Genomic DNA, 19,554 nt, shown 5'->3' with positions numbered 1-19,554 from the left:
CCGCCGGCTAGGCCACGCGGACGATGAACAGCGTCGTGTCGTCGGCGAACGGGTCGTAGCCCATCCGGGTCAGCACCAGGTCCAGCAGCCGGTCCGGCTCGCCGTCGTGCTTCTCCACGATCCGGGCCAGCCGGTCGATCTGCTCGTCCAGGTCGCTGTCGCGCCGCTCCACCAGGCCGTCGGTGTAGAGCACCACCAGGTCGCCCGGCTGCAGCTGCGTGGTGATCGTCCGGTAGGTCAGCCGCGGGAAGGCGCCCAGCAGCGGGTCGGGCGTGTCGTCCAGCAGCCGGGCCCGCCCGTCGCGCACCAGCAGCGGCGGCGGATGGCCGGCGATCGACCACTTCATGCGGCAGGTCTCCGGCTCGAAATGGGCGATCACGGCGGTGCCGGTGGCGGTCGGCTCCAGATCGTTGGCCAGGTCGTTCAGCCAGCCCATCAGGCGCCCGGCGGACTCGCCGGTGTAGGACAGGGCCAGCAGCCCGTGCCGCATGCGCGCCATGTCGGCGGTGGCGGCCAGGCCGTGGCCGCTGCAGTCCCCGACGGCGAACAGCCCCCGCCCGTCCGACAGCACCCGCGTCACATGCCAGTCGCCGCCGATGCGCGCGGTGTTCTCGGCGGGGATGCTGCGGACCGCGGCCCGCAGCCCGCTCGCCCCGGCCAGCATCAGGTCGGGCGGCAGGATCGCGCGGCGCAGCGCCAGCGCCACCTGCCGCTCCCGGGCCGACTGGCCCTGCAGGCGCAGCAGGTCGCGGCGGGTCTCGGCGAGGGCGCCCTCCAGGGACCGGCGGTGGCTGATGTCCTGGGTCAGCATCCGCACGCCGACCAGCAGGCCCGAGGAGTCCAGCACCGGCTCGGCGTACAGCCACAGATGCCGCCGCTCGCCGTCCGGGGTGCGGATGCGGTGCTCGTACTGGACGGGCTCGCGCCGGTCCAGCACGGTGTGCAGCGCTTCCTCGGCGAGCGGCAGGTCCTCGGGGACCACGACCTGCGACAGCTCCTTCAGCGTGACCGGCCCGTCCTGCTCCGTGCGGCCGTAGTTGGCCAGCATCTGCGGCGACCAGTCCTGCTCGCCCGTCGCCACGTCCCACTCGGCGAACCCGATGCGCGCCAGCCGCTCGGCCTGCTCCAGCCGCCGCGCCGTGCGCTCCTCCTCGTCGTGGAAGCGCCAGACCATGCAGATGCCGGTGGGGACGCGCACGGACCGGACGGTGACCCGCATGGTGCGCGAGGTGCCGTTGAGGCTGGTGGTGTACCAGAACGGGCCGCGGGAGAACGGGCGCCCCGTCTCCAGCACGTCGACGTGGGCGGCGAACAGGCCGCTCAGCACCACGCCCGGGTCGGCCCGCAGCAGCCGCCGCCCCCGCAGCTCGCGGACGCCGCGGCCGAACGGGTCCTTGGCCTGCTCGTTGAGCGCGGCGTAGACGAAGTCGACGACGCGCTCCTCCGGCGAGCGGACCGGCACCAGCCAGGCCGCCGAGACGATCGCCGCGTCCAGGACCGCCCGCGCCACCGGATCGTCCGGAGTCGCGGCCAGCAGGTCGGCGTCGGCCTCGGCGTCCTCGGTGATCGGCCGCCCCAGCAGCTCCTCGACGACCACCATGGGGTCGACGTCCTCGCGCCCGGCGCTGCTGCGCGCCCGCAGCGCGGTCTCCCGGACCACGGCGTACGGGTCGCCGCCCGTCTCCCGGGCCGCCGGGCGCTCCCCGACCAGCAGCGAGGCCGTCTCCTCCAGATCCATGCCGAGGTCGCGGGCCAGCCAGATCAGGTGCTGCAGCGCCTCGCCGGGCTGGCAGCCCAGCCGGTCGGCCAGCCGCACCCGGGCCTCGGCGATCACGGCGCGTTGCCGCGCCGCGGCCTGCATGCCTTGCAGCATCGGCATCCGCCGCCCCGAGCCGCGGGTGCGCGCGTCCTCACCCGACTCGTCGCGGGACTCCCCAGGGTCACCGGCCCCCTGGCCCCTACCCCGCTCCGGTGCCTCCGCCTGCTCCTGCGCGGCTGCGGGCGCGGCCGGGGCGGGCGCGGGCGGCTGCTCCTCCGGTGGCCGTCCGCCGGCCCGCGGGGGCCTGCTCTCGTCCGGGGGGCCGCAGTCCGGCTTGGCGGCACCGGCCCCGTCCGGCCCCGCGTCCGACGGCGCGGCCTCGCCCGGCGTCTCGCCCGACGCCTTGCTTGATGATTCGTCCTGCATCTCGGTCGGCGCGTCGCCCGACGTCTCGTCCGGCGCCTTGGCCGCCGCCGACGCCGTCTCTCCGCAAGACCCTGGTGCGGCGTCGCGCGGGCCTTTGCCGCCCGCCCGCCGCTCGCCGGGCGCGGAGGAGCCCGCGCCGAGCGCACCGGCGGCGGTCCGGGCGTGCTCGGTCCCCGCCCCGGCCTGTCCGGCGATGTCGTCCGGCCGCGGCCGCCCACCAGGCGGCTGCTTCCACCCCGCGTCCACGATTTCCACAACACCGGAATATAGGTCGAACTGCAATGAGTGTCGGAATCGTCGACAAACCGGGCAGGCAGCGCAGATCGCGGCACTGCAAAGCCGAGGTCAAATATCCACCTCGGAGGCCTCACCAGCCCGTACGCCGGTCGGAGATCTTCTGATCCGCCGCCATGGAGCAGTGATTTTCTCGTCAAAAGATGTTTTTGGAATCGGCTCCTGAACGGGCGGCACGGTCCGGTGCAGCAGCGTGAACAGCCTCTCCCAGCGGTCCAGGACGGCGTCGGGACGGTACCGCTCCACCGACGCGCGGGCCCGCGCCCCCATGGCCCGGCGCAGGGCGTCGTCCCGGATGAGCCGCTCCAGCGCCTCCGCGAGGGCGGCGGTGTCGCCCGGCGGCACGAGCAGCCCGTCCTGCCCGTCGGTGAGCAGGGCCCGGACGCCGGGAGCGCAGTCGAAGGCCACCGTCGGCAGGCCGTAGGCCATCGCCTCCAGCACCGACATCGGGAACCCCTCGGCCCGGGACGGCAGGACGAAGACCGAGGAGCCGGCGAGCGCCGTCTCGACGTCGGAGACGATACCGCGGAACTCCACCGACGTGGCGATCTCGGGGATCGAGGCGGCCTGGCGGCGCAGCTCGTCCTCCTCCGGACCGGCCCCGTACACGCGCAGCAGCCAGCCGGGGTACCGGGACGCGACCCGCGCCCACGCCTCCAGCAGCAGGTCCACGCCCTTCTCGGCCGACAGCCGCCCCACGCAGGCCACGATGGGCGCGTCGAGCGTCGGCAGGCGGCGCGGCGTGACGTGCAGGGGGTTGGGCATGTGCCCGACGTTGGTCATGCCGTCGCGCGCCCAGGCGTCGGCGTCCTCGGCGGTGAGCGCCAGCAGCCGGTCGCAGTGGGCGAACAGCTCCCTGACGCGGGTGTAGCGGGACGAGCGGCGGGTGGCCTCGTACGACTCGTGCGTCATGCCGATGACCTTGAGCCCGGCGGTGTCGGCGGCGCGGACCCACTCCATCGCCCACACCTGCGCCGCGATGACCACGCCGCCGGGGCGCGCCCCCGCGAACATCTCCGACAGGCGTGCCGCCCCCTGGCGGAGGGTCCTGGTGCGCCACAGGTCGCGTCCGTAGGCGGCGACGTTGAGGCGCTGGCGGACGGAGCGGGGGCGCCACGCCATCGCGGGGGGCCGCCACTGCTCGTGCAGGGTGACGACGCTGTACGAGCCGTCCGCCTGGTAGTCGTGCCGCTCGGCGGCGTGGGTGACGCCGACGAGGGTGACGCGGTGCCCGCGTCCGGCCAGCAGGCGCGCGAAGTGGTGCGCCCACCGTTGCAGGCCTCCCACGGCGTCGGTGTTGTTGCACACGATGAACACGTCCCTGGGCTCAGCCATCGCGGGCCCCCTCCCTGACGGTGGTGAAGAACCGCTCCACGACGGCGCGGGCGGCGGTGCCCCGGTCGTACTCGCCGAACCGCCGGGCGAAGGCGCGGCGGCGCCGGGCGTAGCGGGCCGCGACGCGGTCCAGGTCGGCGAGGGCGGCCACCAGGTCGTCCTCGGTGGCGGTGACCGGGCCCGGGGCGTGCTCGGTCAGGTCGAAGTAGCCGCCGCCCAGCGCCTGCGGGTCGGGCACGTGCAGGATCATCGGGCGGTCCAGCAGCGCGTAGTCGAACATCAGGGACGAGTGGTCGGTGATCAGCGCGTCGGCGAGCAGGAGCAGCGGCGTGACGTCGGGCAGGCGGTCGGCGTCGAGGGCGCGGATGCCGTCCGCCGCGCACCGCCGGGCGCGGCACAGGTAGTGCGGCCGCACCAGCAGGACCATCGCGTCGCCGAGTTCGCGGGCGAACCGCTGCGGGTCGATCGGCGGCTCGACGTACCGCACCGGCTGCCCGTCCGGGCCGCGGCGGAACGTGGGCGCGTACAGCACCACCCTGCGCCCGTCGCCCAGGCCCAGGGAGCGGCGCAGGGCCTGCGCCTCCGCGGCCGTGCCGGGATCGCCGTTGACGAGCGGGTCGTTGCGGGGATAGCCGGCCGGCAGCAGTTCGGCGCGTACGCCGAGGCCTTTGACGAGCGAGTCGACGTCGTGCCGCGATCGGATCAGGAAGCAGTCGAAGCGGTCCACCATGCGGCTCAGCCGCTCGCGCTCGGCGCGTCCGGCGGACTTGATCCGGGGCTGGTCGAAGCCCATGAGCTTGTAGGCCGAACCGTGCCAGGTCTGGATGTAGGTGGTCTGCGGCCGCTTGCGCAGCCCGCCGGGGAATCCCTGGTTGTCGATCCAGAACTGGGCGCGGGCCAGTTCCCAGTGGTACGCCCACGAGTTCCGGCGCACCAGCACGGCGTCCCTGGGGAAGCCCCGGGGCGAGGACTCGTAGGCCCACACGGCCCGTACCGGGACCCCGGCCCGGCACAGTTCGCGGTGGATGTACTTGGGATTGTCGGCGTAGTGGCGCCCCATGTGGCTTTCGAAGACGACGGTGCCCGTGCGCACGGGCAGTCGGCTCAGCACGTGGTTGAACAGGGCCCTCTTGGTGGCACGGGACGTGGCCGCGCGCCGTATCGCCCTGCGCAGGCGCTGCGCGGCTCCCAGCGAGCGACGGGCGCCCCGGAGGGCACGGCTCCCCAAGGGCGTTCTCGCGGCCGCCCTGGCGATGCGCCACGCGCGTCCGTCCCTGTGCAGGACGAAGGCCAGGTTCCCCCAGGTGGTGATGTAGGGGCGCAGCCCCCGGGCCGCGAGCCGTGAGAGGCGGGGGCGCACCGGCAGCAGCACGTGCTCCGCCGAACCGCCGAGTTCCCTGCCGGACAGCCGGGTGACAACCTCCTCGCCGTCCGCGTCCAGACGCAGCCGCACGTCCCACACCGCGTCGCCTGCGCCCACGGGACGGATCTGCCGGGGGTCGAAGTCCGCCTCCCACAGGAGCCGGTCGCCCGCATGGGTGACGGTCGCCGCGACGCGGAACGTCCGCTGGGGCCTCTTCCTGGCGTACAGCTCCAGGGCCGCCGTCAAGCTCGCGTCCCCCGCCACCTTGCCCAGGGGGTTCAGAACGTGCCCGCGCAAGCGCGCGCGGCCGTCTCGCACCGCCAGCCCGGTGACCACGTTGAGGGGGCGGAGCTCACCGAGCGAGCAGTGCTGCAGCCCCAGGCGCGTCACATCCAGGATGCGGCGTGCCCGGCCCGACGACGCGTACCGGCCGCTCCAGAAGACGCGTCCGTCGTGCCGGTGCAAATGCGTACCGAGCACCGACGAGCCGCCCCGGTACTCCGCCGCCGCCAACGCCCCGTCCTGGTCGCCCTCACGCAACAGGTACGCGGCGATGGCGGCCATGGGGTTGGCCTCCTCGTACACCCGGGGGTGGAGGCCGGCCAGATAGTCGGCGGCCAGCGTGCGGAACCCCTCCCGGTAGGCGGCGTCGCGGCACGGCAGGTCGCGCATGTACAGCAGCAGGTCGTGGTTGACGAACTTGACGTCCTTGGCGAGCCGCAGCTCCTCGTCGCCGTGCCGCAGCAGCAGCGCGTCGATGCGCCGGTGGATCTCCAGCCGGTCGGCGAAGTTGGCCAGTTCCGAACGCCGGCTTGAGATGGACCGCGCATGCGGCTCGACCAGCCAGTTGTAGACGCGGTGCGGAATGACCGCGGTACGCGACGCCGCCAGGTACGCCTCCGCCGTGAACAGCAGGTCCTCGTAGTGCAGCCGTTCCGCGAACCGCAGCCCGTGCCTCTCCAGGAAGGCGCGCCGGTAGAGCTTGTTGGTGGCGAGGGTGTCGTACAACAGGTCCGGGTTGTCGCGCAGCGCGCCGTAAACCGCCGTCCTCCGGTAGAGCCACGGGTACCAGGGGCGCTCCCGGCCCCGCCCCCGGTCCGTGCGGACGCGCGTGCACAGCCCGGAGACCAGGTCGGCGCCGGTGTCCTCGGCCGCGGTCAGCAGGTTGAGGCAGGCGTGCGGGTCCAGGACGTCGTCGCTGTCGAGGAACATCACGTACCGGCCGCGCGCCCGCTCCACCCCCGCGTTGCGCGGGCGGCCGCACCCGCCGGAGTTGGCCGGCAGCCGCACCGCCCGCACCCGTCCCGGATGCGCGGCGGCCAGCCGTTCGGCCACCGGCCCGGTCCCGTCGGCGCTCCCGTCGTCCACGACCACGACCTCGACGGCGCCGAGCGACTGCCTCAGCGCCGAACCGACCGCCCGGGGCAGCCGGGCCGCGTCGTTGTAGGCGATCACGACCACGCTCACGTCAGGGCCGTGCGGGACGTGCCCGTGCGGCCCTGCCCTCATGGACGTGTCCTCCCCCCGTCCCTGCTCGCGTGCCGGATACCTTTCCGGCCACTGCAACGACGGAGTAGAAAACACCACAAAAATAGTGAATGATTGCGGCATTCCAGACGACAAAGGGCGCCCGGCATGCACCGGACGCCCCCGCCCACCGGCCGTCAGTCGGCGTCGTAGTTCGGGTACCCGTACCCGGCGACGAGCGACTTGGACCGCACCCGCTTCTCCACCTCGTCGTTGGTGTTGCCCTCGACGGTGGTGATGGTGCCGTCCCCGTTGTCCTTGACGACCAGGCCGACATGGTCGATTCCGCCGATGCCGCCGTCGGGCCCGTTCTGCCAGTCGAAGAACACCACGGCCCCGGGCTTGGCCTTGTGCCCCCAGCGCCCCTTCTTGGCGAACCACCTGGCGTGCTGGACGGTGTAGGCGTCCCACCCCATGTCCTTGACACCGAGCTGCGCGCCCACCCAGGACACGAACATGTTGCACCACTCGGCGCCGTTGTAGTCGTCCACGCTGAAACCGCCGTCGCGCTCGGCCGTCATCTTCGCGTTCGGCGTCGACACGAACCAGTCGTGGTACTTGGTCTGCCGGCCGGGCCCCTCCTTGACACCGACCTGCTCCAGGGCCAGGCGGATCGCCTCGGACGGCTCGACCTTGCGGATCGGCACCGCGTACCCCTCGGGCTTGTCACCGATGGAGAGGCTCTTGTGCGCCGTCTCCACCCGCATCTGGGCGACGGTCCCCTTGTCGCGGGGCTCCTGCTCGGCGGAAGGGCCGAGCAGGGCGAAGCCGACGGCTCCGGCCAGCACCGTCCCCACGGCCACCCCCACGCCCAGGCGAGCCTCGAGGGATTGAGAAGCGGTTCGATCGGGCATGCAGAGAACTCCTTGTCTCCCATCGCGCCTACCGGGTCAGCTGACGGATTCGGGCATCGAAGAGCCCTACGGCGCGCATCGCCGGCACGCCGATTCACCCCTGGGCCTGATCGGCCCGACTTGGGTCCCCGGCTCCGGTCCTCGCATCAGGCGCCGGACACGGATTCGGCCACGGCCGCCGCTGCCGACAGCGGCCGCTCACTGGTCTGAACTCGAAAGGGGGCGCATCCTCGCGCGCCACGGCCGCGCCCCGGGTCCCTCCCCGGGCCACGACAGGCCACGACGCATGGCGCGCGTCGCGGGAGCCGGTCAGACGTTATCAGATCCCCACGCCGGGGCAAAGAACGTAAAGACCCTCTGACCTGCGACAACATCAGAAACGAGCCCCTGGGGTCACAGGGTGCACACCTGTCGCGTCAGTGCCGTGATCCTGGCGGCCGCCGTGGCGTAGGACGTCCCCGCCGGCTGCAGTGTGAGCACCGCCACGACGTACCGCTCCCCCGGCCCCACGAGCCCGGTCGTGTGCAGGACCGGCCGCCCCAACCCCAGGTCACCCGGCACCACCCCGGACGCGCCCTGCCCGAAGCCCGACCAGCCCTGCTTGACCGCCCACGGCTTCGACACGGTCCGTGGTATTCCGAAGAACTGGTCGTAGCCGTCCGTCCCCCGCCGGGTGGCCCTGCGCAGCTCCCGCAGCACGACATCGCGGTGCTCGGGCCGCGCCCTCTCCAGCAGGTACCGGTACGCCTTCACCACGTCCGCGGCGCTGAGCGCGGTGTACCCCCAGAACCCCGGTCTGTCCGCGGGCGGCGGCCTGGTGTCGGCGAGCCCCATCCTGCGCGCCATCCGCTCGACGATCTCCCCGCGCCCACCCCGTCTCCACAACGCCGTCGCCGCCGCGTCGTCACTGGACCGCAGCATCAACCCCAGCCGCGGATCGACGTCCCGGCTCCGCTCCAGATGATCGAGCGCGATGAGGATCTTCACCACCGACGCCGACCGGAACACCTGGCGCGGCCGGTACTGCCGCACCGTCCTGCGGCTCTCCCTGTCGAACACCACGTACCCGGCCCGCGTCCCCCGAGGCACCTTCGGCGTCGGGACCGCCTTCCGCGCTTTGGGGGTCGCGCTGGGAGCCGACTCCACCGCGCTACTGCTCACCGCCCCCGGGGCCCGCTCCATCTCCCGCTCACACCCACAGAGCGCCCCGGCCACAACCACCAGAGCCACCCCGACCCGGCCCGCCCGAGCCCAGGCTCCCGCTATCTCGGTACGCATGACCCCGCAGACTGCGCTACAGTAATCACGCCTGCTGCGGCAGGCGCCGGGACGTAGCGCAGTTTGGCAGCGCACTTGACTGGGGGTCAAGGGGTCGTGGGTTCAAATCCCGCCGTCCCGACAGATGCGGAAGACCCGCCGACCAGGGCATCAGCCCAGGTCAGCGGGTCTTTGTGCATCCGGCCCCACCAGCGGACGCGGTGATCAGACCACCCGGAGTTGGGGACCAGATGGGGACCTACGGTCGCTCAGGTGCAGGCTCAACGCCTCCCCCGCCGCCGTGATCGACCTCTTGTCCGGGTGCAGATACCGCTGCGTAGTGGCCAGGGACCCATGCCCGGCGATCTTCCGCAGGACGTGAACCGGGACGCCGGCGTCGGCCATCCACGTCAACCCCGTGTGCCGCAGATCATGCCGCCGCAGATGCTCAAACCCGAGCTTCTGCACCACTTCGTCCCAGTGCGTGGCGTCCCGCAGGACGGCCGTGGTGATCCGGCCGCCCCGGGGGCCGGTGAACAACCGCCCGTCCGGGTTGTCGCCGACGGCGTCCAAGCGTCGGCCGACCATCTCCCGGATTTCCGGGATCAGGGGCACGTCCCGGGCGCGCTTGCCCTTGGTGCGCTTGTCCACCAACCCGCCGGGCGACGGCGTTGTCTGGCGACGCACCGTCCACACCCACGCCTTCCGGTCGATGTCGCCAGCGCGCACGCCCGACACCTCCCCGATCCGCGCGGCGGTGCACGCGGCGAAGATGACGACTTCGCCCCATCCGGCGTACCGGTCAGCCGACCGCTCTACCAGAGCGTTCGCCAGCTTCACCAGGGTGTCCCAGTCCGGCAGGGCCAGCCGCCGCGGGTCGTCCAACTCGTCTTCCGCCTGGTTGTACGCGCGCTGCCAGCCCACGACCCGGGCGGGGTTCCGGTCGATGATGCCGTCCCGCACCGCCTGTTCCATGACCCTGGTCAGCGCGGCAAGGCTGTTCTTGACCGTGGAACGCCCGCACCCCTCAGCGATCCAGGCGTGAACCGTCCGGTCAACGGCACCATTGGTGATCATGCGTACCGGCAGATGCCCCAGCGCCGGAACGACCCTGAGCCGCCAGCCCGCCATGTAGGGGTCCAGCGTCTTCGGTTCCAACCCGCGCATGGCCAGGTCCATCACACTCTCGCCGTACGTGGCGAGATCCATGGTCGCTGTCGCCGGGTCGATCCCGCCCTTGGCGGCCTGCCGGATCATCTCGATCCAGTCCCTGGCCTCATCCTCGGTCGCCTTCGACTCCGAAAGGGTCCTTCGGCTGCCCCCGCCCGGGTCCAACCAGCGGACCCGGGCACGGTACGGCGAACGGCGGTTGGGCCGGTACTCGATGTCGCAGGCCAGGGAAACCCCCAGCGGCGGCACTTCCCGGTGCGCCATCAGGCCACCTTCGCGGGGTCGACACGGCGGCTCAACAGCCATTCCCGCACGTCGGTCACGCTGTAGCGGGTGACCGACTCGCTCACCTTCACGAACGGCGGTCCCTGCATCGGGCGGCCGGTCCGCCACCGACGCAGAGTGGAGGGGTCCACCCCAATCAACGCGGCCACCTCCTCCGTCGTGAGGTACCGCTCCTCACACAGCGGTTCGGGCTTCAAGACGTCCATGACCCTCTCCTAGGGCGTCTGACTGACGTTGGGTATCGGGGCGCCAGCGGCGCGCTTGGCGCTTGCCCCTCTGGTCTCTGTGGGAGGGGCTGAAACATCTCCGCATCTCCGCATCTCCGCAAATGTGGCCGTGACCTGCGGTGATGTGTGCGGAGATAGAGACGGTGGGGCTCTGGTCATCTCCGCAACCGGGGGTTGATCTCCGCAGGGGGTGCGGAGTTGCGGAGATGACCGGAGTTTGGTCTCCGCTATCTCCGCACGTGTTTGTGCAGGTGAGCGGGGGGGTGCGGCGTTGCGGAGTTTCCGGGGATGTTTCAGCGGCCCCTGGTCCGGCATCGGTTCAGGCAAGGTGTTCGACCCAGAAGACGTTGCGGTCGCCCCGGTCGTTTTTGGCGCAGCGGATCACGTAGTCACCGCGCCACCGGCCGACCTGGCCGGTGAGCAGGCGGCCGAGAGCGAGCACGTTGGGCGGGCGGCCGGTGTGAGTGGTGATGAACTGGCCATCCCAGGGGTCGTGTTCGTCGTTGCCGATGCGCTCGGGCTCACCGCTTCGGCGCAGCTCGGCGGCGGTCATGCGCCGGTCGCCGTGCAGGCGGTGCCAGCACGCCAGGAACGCCCGCCAGCGGGTCTCGTCTTCGTCGATGTCGCGTACCTCGGCGGCGTTGCCGAGGAATCCTTCGATGCCATGGTGTGCCAGGAACCCGCCCAGCGCTTGGGCCCAGGGGGTGAACTGCCGCATCGCGATGGTGTCGGCGCGGGGCGCGCCGCGGCGGGTCCAGTCCAAGACCAGCACGAGCAGGTGCCACAGCACCGTCATCTGGTTGGCCGGGACGGTGATCCACTGATCCAGGTGCGGGATGCCGAAACGGCTCTGGTCACGCTGTTCGGGGCGGGGCATGTTGGGATCGAGGTGCACCCGGACGGTGCGGGATGCCATGTCCCCGCCGACCTGCAGGTTGTTGCCGGTGGCCATCCACAGCCGGTCGTTGACGGTGGCGATGTTGCGGGACGCGCCGAGCTGCCGGTCGGACCACACGCCGGTGGTGACCAGCAGGGCGAGGGTGGCCGAGTCGATCACGCTGCCTTCGGCGAGGTTGTCCCAGACCACCACGCCGACCTGCTCGGCGAGCACGGCCGTGATGCTCTTGCGCAGCTCTTCTTCGGCATAGGGCCAGGGGATGACGCGCTGGCCGTAGAGCATGCCGCAGGCCCCGGTCAGGATGCTCTTGCCGGAGGCGGGCATGGTCGCATCGATCAACCCGAACGGCGTCAGCGAGCGGGTGAAGTGCCGCAGGATCGGCGTCACCAGCAGCGCGATGTAGTTCGCCCGGTCGGCGGGACTGGCCCAGGGGAAGTCGCGCAGGAACCGGTCGAGCAGGAACTCCCGGGCGGCGTGGACCTGTTCGGGGGTGGGTTCGTCGGGGACCGGCGGGAGCGCGACCTTCGAGGCGAGGTAGAGGCCGGTGGCGGGGTCGTAGCCGGGGCGTTGCAGCAGGGTGCCGTCTCGGCGCAGCACGGGCGCGCCGATCACGCCGCGCAGCGGCGCCACGTTCGGCCAGGTCTTGCCCGCCAGCACCGACGCCAGGATCTCGCGCGGCGGGGTCACCTCCTCCTCATAGAACTCCACCCCGCCGTCACCGGTCTTGCGGGAGCGCTCCCGGTACACGTAGGCGTGTTCGGCCAGCAGCCCGGCCAGGGACGCGGGCGTGATGGGGCTCGCAGTGACAGGCAGCGGGGAGTCTTCGTCGGCGGCCGGGCTGGCCGTGCTGCCGGAGACGGTCTCCATGTGCACCAGGGATCCGGCGGAGACGTAGGTGTCGGGCAGCGCACCGGCGGCCAGCGCCGCTCTGAGGACGCGGATGGTCTCGGGCCCGGACCCGACCTTCAACCGCCGGGGAGCGCCCGCGGGCGGGGCGGTCGCGGGCGGGGCGGTCGCGGGCGGGGTGTTCGGGGGCGGGGTGTTCGCGGTCATGCGGGCACCCTCCGGGGACGCTGCGCACCGGCCCGGAACCCTGACACGATGGTCCGCCGCGCGGCCAGCTCGGACTGTCCGGACTGCACGGCGGCGTTGACCAACAGGTCTTCGGTGTCGGCTGGGTCCAGTGCGCCGCCGGCCACCAGCTGGCCGAGGGCGACGGCGGCGCCGTACAGAGTGGCGTTGCGGCGCCCCTGCGGTGCGGCGGCGACCGCGTCAACGCTGGCCTTGATCGCTTTGTTCAGGTAGGCGGCGCGGCGGCCGGGCGCGGCCAGGTGCACCACGACCGGCTGCCGCGTCGGCCGCGGCGCCGGGTGCAGCAGCTCGGCCAGCCAGCCAGGCAACGGCGCCGGCGGCACGTCGTAGGCGGTGGCGTAAGCGTTGGGACCGACGGCGCTTCCGGCGGCCACGACGTATCCGCCGTGAGCGCGGGTGTCGATCAGCCAGCCCAGACGCCCGGCGGTGTTGCGCAACCGTGCGCCGGCCGGGGCGGTGAAGTACAGGTGCATCCCGCCCGATGCGGTGCGCACGGTGTAGGTCTCGAATGGGAACGGCTGGCCGTGTCGCTCGGCGAGCGCGGCAAGCACGTCGGCGCCGGTGCTGATACCGGGTTCATCGGCCCATTCAGGGGGCGGAACCTGCCCCGGCTTGGGGGTGTCGAGGTCGATCACGACCAACCCGGACGGGCCGCACGCGATCCCGATGTTGTACGGGGCGTGCTGCCAGCACCGCCGGATGCGCGCGGTGTCGGTGGCGGTCGCGCGGCCTTCCCAGTTGGTCACAGCGGGGCGCTTGTCACCGGGCCGCAGCGGGAACACGTGCCAGCCCCGGGCAGCGGCGGCCAGCGCGTAGCGGGCCAGCGTATCAGCGGTCGGCGGTGTCATCTCACGTCCTCCCACACGAGGCTTTCGGGGGCACCGGACGGCCGGAGGCGGGCCGTCCGGTGCCCGAACTAGACGGACAGGGGGGTGCTACCGGCAGCAGCGGTCGGCGTCGGCCGGGTCGTCGTACGCCCGGCCGCACACCGGGCACTCGTGCCACGAGCTCGACACGGTGCCGCGGTGCCTGCAGCGTGACCGCGCGGCGGGCGGCTGCATGTTGCGGGGCTTGCGGGTGTGGGGCATGGTGGGGACTCCTTTCCTGTGGAGGGGCCCCGGGGCGCCGGGCTTGGCGGTTGGGCGTCCCGGGGGCACTGTTCGTGGCCGGTGAGCCTGTCTCGCCGGTCCGTGAGGCGGCCGGACTTGCGGCCCGGCCGCCCGGACGCACCGGCGGTCAGCCCGGCGAGGCCTTGCGCAGCCCGCGGTAGGGGCGCACGACCGTGCTGCCGTCCTCACGGCGGACGGCGCAGTTGCGGGGCGTGACGCGGGCGGGGGTCGGGGGAGGGAGTTACTGGTCAGAGGGGGTGTCACGGTGTCACGTGACGGCCCGTGACAGGCGCCGTGACGGGGGCTGTGACACTCCCGTGACAAGATCAACAACGGGTGCGGGTGCGCGTCTACACGCGCAGCCGCGCGCGAGGTGAGGGGCCCGCCCGGCGCGGGCCGTGCGGGCCCCTCACGGGCGGGTCAGACGGCGACCGTCTCCCTGTCGAGCGCGGACAGGTCGGTGATCGTGTAGCGGGTGGTGGCCTCGCTGTCGTCGGCCTCCAGTACGCCGAGGTCGGTCAACTCGCGCAGCACTTTGTAGGCCCACGCCCGGGACCGGTTGCCGGTGGCGTCCCGGACCTTGAGCAGTTCGGGGTCGGACGCGGTGAACGTGGGACGCCCGCCCCGGGCGCGGAACCTCAGCCAGTCGTGGACCAGCTCGCGTGCGGCCGCCGCCGACAGCTTCTGGCCGGTCGGCTCGGGGATCACGAACCGCTCGGCCTCCTCGTTGGACGGCTCTTGGATCTTCTCGCGGCCGGTGATCCGAGCGAGGTCCGGGTCGGTCTCCGGCTCGCTGGTGTACTCGGCGATGGCGTCGCCGACGTCACCCAGGTCGTCACCGTTGTCCGGCTCGTCTTCCCAGCAGTAGTCGCGGCGCATCTCTCCTCCCTGCTGCTGCGTTGCCTCCGTGCGGCCCTCAGAGACCGCCCGGCCGTCCCCGATGAGCCGGGCGGTCCACTTGTCCAGGGTGAGTCGGGATGCCGGGTAGCGGGCCGCGTGCTCCTTGGCTGCCGCGTCGGCCTCCTGATCGCTGCTGCCCCACGCGTACGTCCGCAGCGGCATCGCGTAGTGCGTCTCAGGGACGCCGGGGGCATCCAGGTAGCACATGCCCGGTTGGTGGTTCGCCCACAGTTCGGGCGAGGCGTCAGCGGCCTGCTGGCGCTCGGAGAGGCCGAACGACGCATCCTCGCTGCTGGCCACTCCGAACGTCATCCGCGCCAGCTGAGCGCGCGCGATGGTCGGCATTTGCGTGTAGTCGGCGCGCTGCATCGACAGGATGATGCTGACCCCCGCCGACCGGGCCTCCTTGAGCGCCTGCAACAGGAGCTCCTCGTCTCGCGAGCCGAGCTCGTCAAAGACCTTGGCCGCCTCTTCGATGAAGATCACCTGATAGGTGAGGCCGCAGCCCGACTGCCATTTCTGGTAGCCGTGCTCGGCGAGGTAGGCGGTCCGCTCCGGAATGTCCCGGACCAGGGTGCGGATGAACTCAACGAGCTCGGCCTTGGTTTCAACGAAGCGGGCGATGCCGTTGAGCAGGGGGCCGACCGTCTGTGTGGACTTGGCGAGGTCCACCACGATGAGCACGGCGTCCTGTCGGGTGATCACCTCGGCGGCGATGTTCCGGAACGCGCCGATTGACTTGCCGCTGCCGGTCATGCCCATGACCTGGATGTGGACGCCGACCAGGTGGAACAGTGCTTCGGTTCCGTCTTGGTAGACGCCGAGACGCAGCGGTTCGGCGATGGACGCGCCCGGCTTGGACGGTCCGGGCCACGGGATCGGCCGCTTCATGACCCGCGGGTCCGTGACCGTGATGTGCATGCGGGACGCGTCATCCTCGTCGGGGGCGAGCACCACCGACCCGGGCGGGAACCTCAAGCCCGACTCGAGCTCTTCCGTCTTCCGGAGCATCTCGGACTGGGTCCGCTCGCCGGGCGGGAGTTGCAACGTGCCCTTGATCCGACGCCCGTCCACCTCCAGCGTCTTGACCTGTGCGTTCTTGAGCCCGAACCGCTCCTTGGCCCGGTCGAACAGGCTCCCCATGGGGTCCTTGTCGGTGTCGGACTGCGGGTCCTTCGACCGGATGGCCTTCCGGATGTTCCAGGACGCCGCGAGGCTGATCCCGCCGAGGTAGTAGACGCCGAGGGTGGCGGGGTGGTCGGGCCCGGTGATGATTGCGACCGTGCCCCACAGCGTCGCGCCCGTCGTGGTGGCCGTGCTGTGGAGGCGGCCCAGCAGGTCCCGCGAGTGGGAGACGACCCAGGTGAGGGCGCCGAGCCCGATGGTGGCCGCGGTACCGCCCATGGACATCCAGGCGGCAGCCTGCCCGTCGCCCCACCCGGCGTGTCCGATCCACGCGACCGGCCAGGTGATGCCGAGGATGGCCCACGGCGGCGCCAGCGTGCCGACCTTGGACACGGCGGACACCGCGGCGCGTTCCAGTGCGGCCCCGCCCACTCGTTCGATGCTGCGGGTGGCCATCAGAGCGTCACCTCCCCGTCGGCGCGGCGGCCCCGCCGGCGCATCTCCTCTTCGATCTCCAGGAACTCCCGCCTGTACGCGGCGTTGAACCGCACCATCTCTGCCGAGATGCCCTGGCACAGGTCCCGGGCGCGACGCAGGTGCCGCGCGACCAGGATCGCCTTGACCAACACGTCGATCCGGCGGAGACGCGGGTCCCGCCTGAGCCTGCGCATCGCCGCGAGCGCCTCACCGGACGCGACGTCGAGTTCGGCGGCGAGGTCGTGGGCCAGTCGCTGGTTTTCCTTGGCGTACTTGGAGATCTGCCTTCCGACCTTGCCCCCGAAGTGGATCTCGCCGATCTGGGCGATCTTGCTCTCAGCGGACACCACGGGACGCCTCCACAAACTGCTTGAGGTACGACTTGTAGAACCGCTGGGCCTCCTGGGCGAGGCCGTCCGCCATCTCCTGGGCGCGCTTGATGCGCTTGGCGACCTTGCGGGCCTTGATCTTCGCGTCCAGCCCGAGCAACCAGGGGTTGCCGTGCAGCTCGGTCATGGCCGCTTCAGCGTCCGACGCGGCCATCTCCAGCTCGTGGGCCCAGGCGCGGGCGATGGTGTAGAGCTCGCGCCCGTACATCTCGAATTGGGCCTGGAGGGATCCCCGGAAGGGAATCCGGGCGAGTTCTTCGATCTCTGCCATGCTGGTGTTGCCTCCTGTCGCTGTGGGGGTGGCCCGGCCGGTGTCGCTTGAGCGCATAAGCCCGGCCGGGCCCTGCTGCTACTCGGGGAAGACTCGGCAGAGGCCGGAGTGGTCGTTCGCGTCCTCACGGGCGTTGTTGAGCGCCTGGTCTTCGGTGATGACGCCGTCGATGCGGTAGATGACGTTCTCGCCACAGTGGCAGAGCCACCGGTACGCGCGGTACTCGGTGCCGTCGCGTACCACGACCTCCTGAACTCGGACGGCCGCGCCGAACAGGGTGCGGAACCTGGGGAGGGTGGCGTCTCGGACGACGGTCACGTACATGGCTGGTCTCCTTTCACCAGAGCGCGAGCTGGCCCGCGCAGAGTGGGCAGGTCTCCCACGGCTTGGTGTTGTGGGTCTGGGGGTCCCGGCACCGTGCCTCAGCCGGTGCCGGCGGCAGGCTGTTGATGTGCTCGGTCACGTCGCGGCGGGCCTCGCCCCGGGTCCTGCGCGCCGGACCGGCCGCGCCGCACGTGCACCTGGCCTGGTAGCGGATCAGGGCGCCTACGGTGACTGCTCGCGCGGCGGGCCGGTGCCGGGTGTTCATCGCCCCCGCGTCTCCTGGAGCGCGTCCCGTATCGCACGCGCCCGGGTCATCCCGCACCCGAGTCGCTGGCGGATGGCGTTCGCGGAGGGGTTCTCGGGCAGCTCACCGGACCGGATCAACTCCAGGGTCTGGCGGATCGCGTCGGCCTCCTCGTCGGCCCTACCGGCCTTACCGGAGTCGGTCTCCACGACCGGCCCGGTAGGCGCGTTTCCCCTGTACTCCGGGCCGGTAAGGGGCCGGTAAGGGGCGTCGAGGTCGTCGATGTCCAGACGGGACAGGGCCGCCAGGATCACCGGCAGGCCGGTCACAATCGCCACGGCGACGATCGGGCCGATCAGGTGGACCACGAGCCGCTCAACGGCGAACGTGTCGGCCACGCCGGGCAGGTGCGGCCACGCGTTCATGAACACGGTCAGGCTGAGGAACAGGCCCTCAAGCCAGTTGAGCTTCCTGCTTGCGACCGGCTGGCCGTGCGCGCCAAGGAACGCCCGCACGCCGACGATGGACAGCAGCGCCAGCGACAGGAACGGCTCCACCGTCCACCCGAACCACCACACGGCGGACCCGGTGGGCGCGCCGTCGGCGGCGAACGCCTGCACACCGACGGTGGACCAGCCGAGCGCCAGGCCCAGCGCCGTCATGGACGCACCGATGGCGATACGGCGCACCCGGGCCGCCTGCCACGCCAGGGCCCGCGGGTCCCGGGACAACTCGTGCAGCCGGTGCGCCTCGGCCACCTTCCGGCGCCGCTTCCGCACGCGGGGCGAGTCGATCGTCAGCGGCGTGTCGTCCTGGTACAGCTCGGCCAGCAGGTGCGCCTCGGCCACCTCGGCCCGCAACCGGCGCACCCGCCGCGTCTCCCCGGACGGCGCGTCCTCCAGCTCGGCGCCATCGGTCGCGGTGGCGTCGGCGACCTCGGCCAGGTGCCTCTCCAACTCGGCGAGACCCCGGCTGACGTCGTCCGGGTCCGGCGCGCCCGCCGAGGGGATCTGCGTGTTCATCGCGACACCCCCTGCCCGGCCGGACCGCAGGCGCCCGCCGCCAGCGGCAGCGCCACCAGCCGCAGCAGCAGCACCGCCAGCGCCAGGCCCAGCACGGCCAGCACCGCCAGCGCACCCGCGTCCCGCAGCATCTCCGCCGTCGTCACGACACACCTCCCGACGGGTTCGCCGCGCCACCGGTCACGCTGGTGTCGGGCCGACCGTGGTAGGGGCAGGGCTCGGACTCCACCGGCATCCCGCAGATGCCGTCCGGGCCCTCGTCCGGCGCGCCGCACACGTACCCGCCCGTCCGGGCCCCGGACCTGCCACATCTGCCCGCCGCAGGTCTGGCACCGTCCGGCCGACACGCGCGCATCCGGTCGCCCTCCCGGTGCATCTCGCCGCCGCTGTCGTCGGCCCGGCTGTAGCCGGACACGGTGTAGGCGGCGATCCACTTCCGCATGGCGTCCATGTGCGCCTGCACGTCCACGCGGCCGCCCTCCCGCCGCTCGCCAGCGTCAAGCAGGTCGGTCAGGCAGGAGAGCAGGACGCGGATGCGGGCGTCGAGGATCTCGCCGCGCCGCTCCCGGTCACCCGGGTGCGGCGCCGCCGCGGGGACGTCCAGCGCCTCACGCACGGCGTCGATCACCGCGCGGGTCTCGGCGCTCAGCTTCTTGGGCTTCACTTGCTGCTTCCTCCTTCCGGCCGGTTCACCGGCCGCACCTGCCGGTGCCGTTGCAGACCCGGCACGGGTCGTTGCGGCGGATCTCGCCGGACCCGCCGCACAGGTGGCAGACACCGGCCGCCACCGGCAGGACCTGGCGCAGGAGACGCAGGTACGCCATGATGGAAACTCCTTTTATGTAGGGCCCCGGGACGCCGGTGCTTGGTGGTATGGGCGTCCCGGGGTGCCCTGGTCAGTGATGCGGGTCTGTGGGGCCGCCCCCAGCGGGCGGTCGGGTACGGGTGCTCAGCGGCGCTTGCCGCCGAAGGTGTGGCTGATGGTCCCGTGGTGGTCGCCCTTGATGACCGTGGCGCCGTCACCGGTGATGGTCACCGAGTGGTCGTTGACGCCACCGTTGATGTCCCGGGCCTGAACCACCATGGTCCTGCTGCTCGTCTTGGCGGACTTGTCCTTGCTCATCTCCGAGTCCTTCCTTCCAAAGGGGGCCGGTGAGCCCGTCTCGCCGGTCCGTGAGGCGGCCGGACACCCGGCCCGGCCGCCAG

Annotated in this window: 19 protein-coding genes, 1 tRNA gene and 1 riboswitch; of the genes, 1 reads left to right on the top strand and 19 read right to left on the bottom strand. The window is 72.1% G+C overall.

Annotated elements, in window-relative coordinates; all coding sequences use genetic code 11:
• Window positions 1–7: 7 nt before the first annotated feature.
• From QSK22_RS29040 to QSK22_RS29020, 5 genes are all read right to left on the bottom strand, one after another.
• Complete coding sequence (locus QSK22_RS29040; protein ID WP_285497621.1) at window positions 8–2,440, bottom strand: SpoIIE family protein phosphatase; 2,433 nt, start codon at window positions 2,438–2,440, stop codon at window positions 8–10.
• A 90-nt stretch (window positions 2,441–2,530) separates the two neighbouring features.
• A complete protein-coding gene (locus QSK22_RS29035) occupies window positions 2,531–3,814 on the bottom strand; it encodes a glycosyltransferase (RefSeq protein WP_285497620.1) in 1,284 nt (427 codons plus the stop codon).
• On the bottom strand, window positions 3,807–6,644 hold the full coding sequence (locus QSK22_RS29030) for a bifunctional glycosyltransferase/CDP-glycerol:glycerophosphate glycerophosphotransferase (RefSeq protein WP_285497619.1): 2,838 nt from the start codon (window positions 6,642–6,644) through the stop codon (window positions 3,807–3,809). The genes QSK22_RS29035 and QSK22_RS29030 overlap by 8 nt, the downstream gene beginning before the upstream one ends.
• Before the next feature lie 197 nt (window positions 6,645–6,841).
• On the bottom strand, window positions 6,842–7,558 hold the full coding sequence (locus QSK22_RS29025) for a CHAP domain-containing protein (RefSeq protein WP_285497618.1): 717 nt from the start codon (window positions 7,556–7,558) through the stop codon (window positions 6,842–6,844).
• A gap of 11 nt (window positions 7,559–7,569) precedes the next feature.
• Window positions 7,570–7,721: riboswitch (cyclic di-AMP (ydaO/yuaA leader) on the bottom strand.
• Between the two features lie 230 nt (window positions 7,722–7,951).
• Window positions 7,952–8,647 (bottom strand): serine hydrolase, encoded by a 696-nt coding sequence (locus QSK22_RS29020; protein WP_285497617.1) that lies wholly within the window; start codon window positions 8,645–8,647, stop codon window positions 7,952–7,954.
• Between the two features lie 236 nt (window positions 8,648–8,883).
• Between QSK22_RS29020 and QSK22_RS29015 the strand changes: the two genes are divergently transcribed.
• Window positions 8,884–8,957: transfer RNA gene (locus QSK22_RS29015), tRNA-Pro, on the top strand.
• A gap of 83 nt (window positions 8,958–9,040) precedes the next feature.
• Here QSK22_RS29015 and QSK22_RS29010 read toward each other — a convergent pair.
• The 14 genes from QSK22_RS29010 to QSK22_RS28945 all read right to left on the bottom strand — a co-directional run bounded on the left by QSK22_RS29010 (window position 9,041) and on the right by QSK22_RS28945 (window position 19,471).
• Window positions 9,041–10,249, bottom strand: a complete 1,209-nt coding sequence (locus tag QSK22_RS29010) for a tyrosine-type recombinase/integrase (protein WP_285497616.1) — start codon at window positions 10,247–10,249, stop codon at window positions 9,041–9,043.
• Window positions 10,249–10,476, bottom strand: coding sequence for a helix-turn-helix transcriptional regulator (locus QSK22_RS29005; protein WP_285497615.1), 228 nt, complete (start codon window positions 10,474–10,476; stop codon window positions 10,249–10,251). Before QSK22_RS29005 ends, QSK22_RS29010 begins: the two co-directional genes overlap by 1 nt.
• Window positions 10,477–10,816: 340 nt before the next feature.
• Window positions 10,817–12,448 carry a hypothetical protein gene (locus QSK22_RS29000; RefSeq protein WP_285497614.1) on the bottom strand — a complete coding sequence of 544 codons (1,632 nt, stop codon included), beginning with the start codon at window positions 12,446–12,448 and terminating at the stop codon, window positions 10,817–10,819.
• A complete protein-coding gene (locus tag QSK22_RS28995; protein ID WP_285497613.1) occupies window positions 12,445–13,335 on the bottom strand; it encodes a bifunctional DNA primase/polymerase in 891 nt (296 codons plus the stop codon). Before QSK22_RS28995 ends, QSK22_RS29000 begins: the two co-directional genes overlap by 4 nt.
• Window positions 13,336–13,422: 87 nt before the next feature.
• Entirely contained in the window at window positions 13,423–13,575 is a 153-nt protein-coding gene (locus QSK22_RS28990) for a hypothetical protein (protein ID WP_285497612.1), read from the bottom strand.
• Between the two features lie 441 nt (window positions 13,576–14,016).
• Window positions 14,017–16,077 (bottom strand): hypothetical protein, encoded by a 2,061-nt coding sequence (locus QSK22_RS28985; RefSeq protein WP_285497611.1) that lies wholly within the window; start codon window positions 16,075–16,077, stop codon window positions 14,017–14,019.
• Window positions 16,077–16,448, bottom strand: a complete 372-nt coding sequence (locus tag QSK22_RS28980; protein ID WP_285497610.1) for a hypothetical protein — start codon at window positions 16,446–16,448, stop codon at window positions 16,077–16,079. Before QSK22_RS28980 ends, QSK22_RS28985 begins: the two co-directional genes overlap by 1 nt.
• Window positions 16,435–16,758, bottom strand: a complete 324-nt coding sequence (locus QSK22_RS28975; RefSeq protein ID WP_285497609.1) for a hypothetical protein — start codon at window positions 16,756–16,758, stop codon at window positions 16,435–16,437. Before QSK22_RS28975 ends, QSK22_RS28980 begins: the two co-directional genes overlap by 14 nt.
• Before the next feature lie 78 nt (window positions 16,759–16,836).
• Entirely contained in the window at window positions 16,837–17,082 is a 246-nt protein-coding gene (locus QSK22_RS28970; protein ID WP_285497608.1) for a hypothetical protein, read from the bottom strand.
• Between the two features lie 261 nt (window positions 17,083–17,343).
• The gene (locus QSK22_RS28965) at window positions 17,344–18,348 is read right to left on the bottom strand and encodes a hypothetical protein (protein ID WP_285497607.1); all 1,005 of its coding nucleotides are present in this window, start codon (window positions 18,346–18,348) and stop codon (window positions 17,344–17,346) included.
• Complete coding sequence (locus tag QSK22_RS28960; RefSeq protein WP_285497606.1) at window positions 18,345–18,494, bottom strand: hypothetical protein; 150 nt, start codon at window positions 18,492–18,494, stop codon at window positions 18,345–18,347. The genes QSK22_RS28965 and QSK22_RS28960 overlap by 4 nt, the downstream gene beginning before the upstream one ends.
• Window positions 18,491–19,012, bottom strand: coding sequence for a hypothetical protein (locus tag QSK22_RS28955; protein WP_285497605.1), 522 nt, complete (start codon window positions 19,010–19,012; stop codon window positions 18,491–18,493). The genes QSK22_RS28960 and QSK22_RS28955 overlap by 4 nt, the downstream gene beginning before the upstream one ends.
• Window positions 19,013–19,037: 25 nt before the next feature.
• On the bottom strand, window positions 19,038–19,172 hold the full coding sequence (locus QSK22_RS28950) for a hypothetical protein (protein WP_285497604.1): 135 nt from the start codon (window positions 19,170–19,172) through the stop codon (window positions 19,038–19,040).
• Window positions 19,173–19,297: 125 nt separating this feature from the next.
• The gene (locus QSK22_RS28945; protein WP_285497603.1) at window positions 19,298–19,471 is read right to left on the bottom strand and encodes a hypothetical protein; all 174 of its coding nucleotides are present in this window, start codon (window positions 19,469–19,471) and stop codon (window positions 19,298–19,300) included.
• Window positions 19,472–19,554: the final 83 nt, after the last annotated feature.

The sequence above is a fragment of the Actinomadura sp. NBRC 104425 genome (assembly GCF_030269545.1).
Lineage (GTDB): Bacteria > Actinomycetota > Actinomycetes > Streptosporangiales > Streptosporangiaceae > Spirillospora > Spirillospora keratinilytica.
This window is presented reverse-complemented; position numbering and strand designations above follow the sequence as displayed.

Bases quoted from the DNA above. Each gene is read 5' to 3' on its own strand.
- QSK22_RS28945 (WP_285497603.1), bottom strand. From the start codon at position 19,471: ATGAGCAAGGACAAGTCCGCCAAGACGAGCAGCAGGACCATGGTGGTT.
- QSK22_RS29010 (WP_285497616.1), bottom strand. From the start codon at position 10,249: ATGGCGCACCGGGAAGTGCCGCCGCTGGGGGTTTCCCTGGCCTGCGAC.
- QSK22_RS28995 (WP_285497613.1), bottom strand. From the start codon at position 13,335: ATGACACCGCCGACCGCTGATACGCTGGCCCGCTACGCGCTGGCCGCC.
- QSK22_RS29000 (WP_285497614.1), bottom strand. From the start codon at position 12,448: ATGACCGCGAACACCCCGCCCCCGAACACCCCGCCCGCGACCGCCCCG.
- QSK22_RS29035 (WP_285497620.1), bottom strand. From the start codon at position 3,814: ATGGCTGAGCCCAGGGACGTGTTCATCGTGTGCAACAACACCGACGCC.
- QSK22_RS28965 (WP_285497607.1), bottom strand. From the start codon at position 18,348: ATGAACACGCAGATCCCCTCGGCGGGCGCGCCGGACCCGGACGACGTC.
- QSK22_RS29025 (WP_285497618.1), bottom strand. From the start codon at position 7,558: ATGCCCGATCGAACCGCTTCTCAATCCCTCGAGGCTCGCCTGGGCGTG.
- QSK22_RS28975 (WP_285497609.1), bottom strand. From the start codon at position 16,758: ATGGCAGAGATCGAAGAACTCGCCCGGATTCCCTTCCGGGGATCCCTC.
- QSK22_RS28985 (WP_285497611.1), bottom strand. From the start codon at position 16,077: ATGGCCACCCGCAGCATCGAACGAGTGGGCGGGGCCGCACTGGAACGC.
- QSK22_RS28950 (WP_285497604.1), bottom strand. From the start codon at position 19,172: ATGGCGTACCTGCGTCTCCTGCGCCAGGTCCTGCCGGTGGCGGCCGGT.
- QSK22_RS29005 (WP_285497615.1), bottom strand. From the start codon at position 10,476: ATGGACGTCTTGAAGCCCGAACCGCTGTGTGAGGAGCGGTACCTCACG.
- QSK22_RS28970 (WP_285497608.1), bottom strand. From the start codon at position 17,082: ATGTACGTGACCGTCGTCCGAGACGCCACCCTCCCCAGGTTCCGCACC.
- QSK22_RS28990 (WP_285497612.1), bottom strand. From the start codon at position 13,575: ATGCCCCACACCCGCAAGCCCCGCAACATGCAGCCGCCCGCCGCGCGG.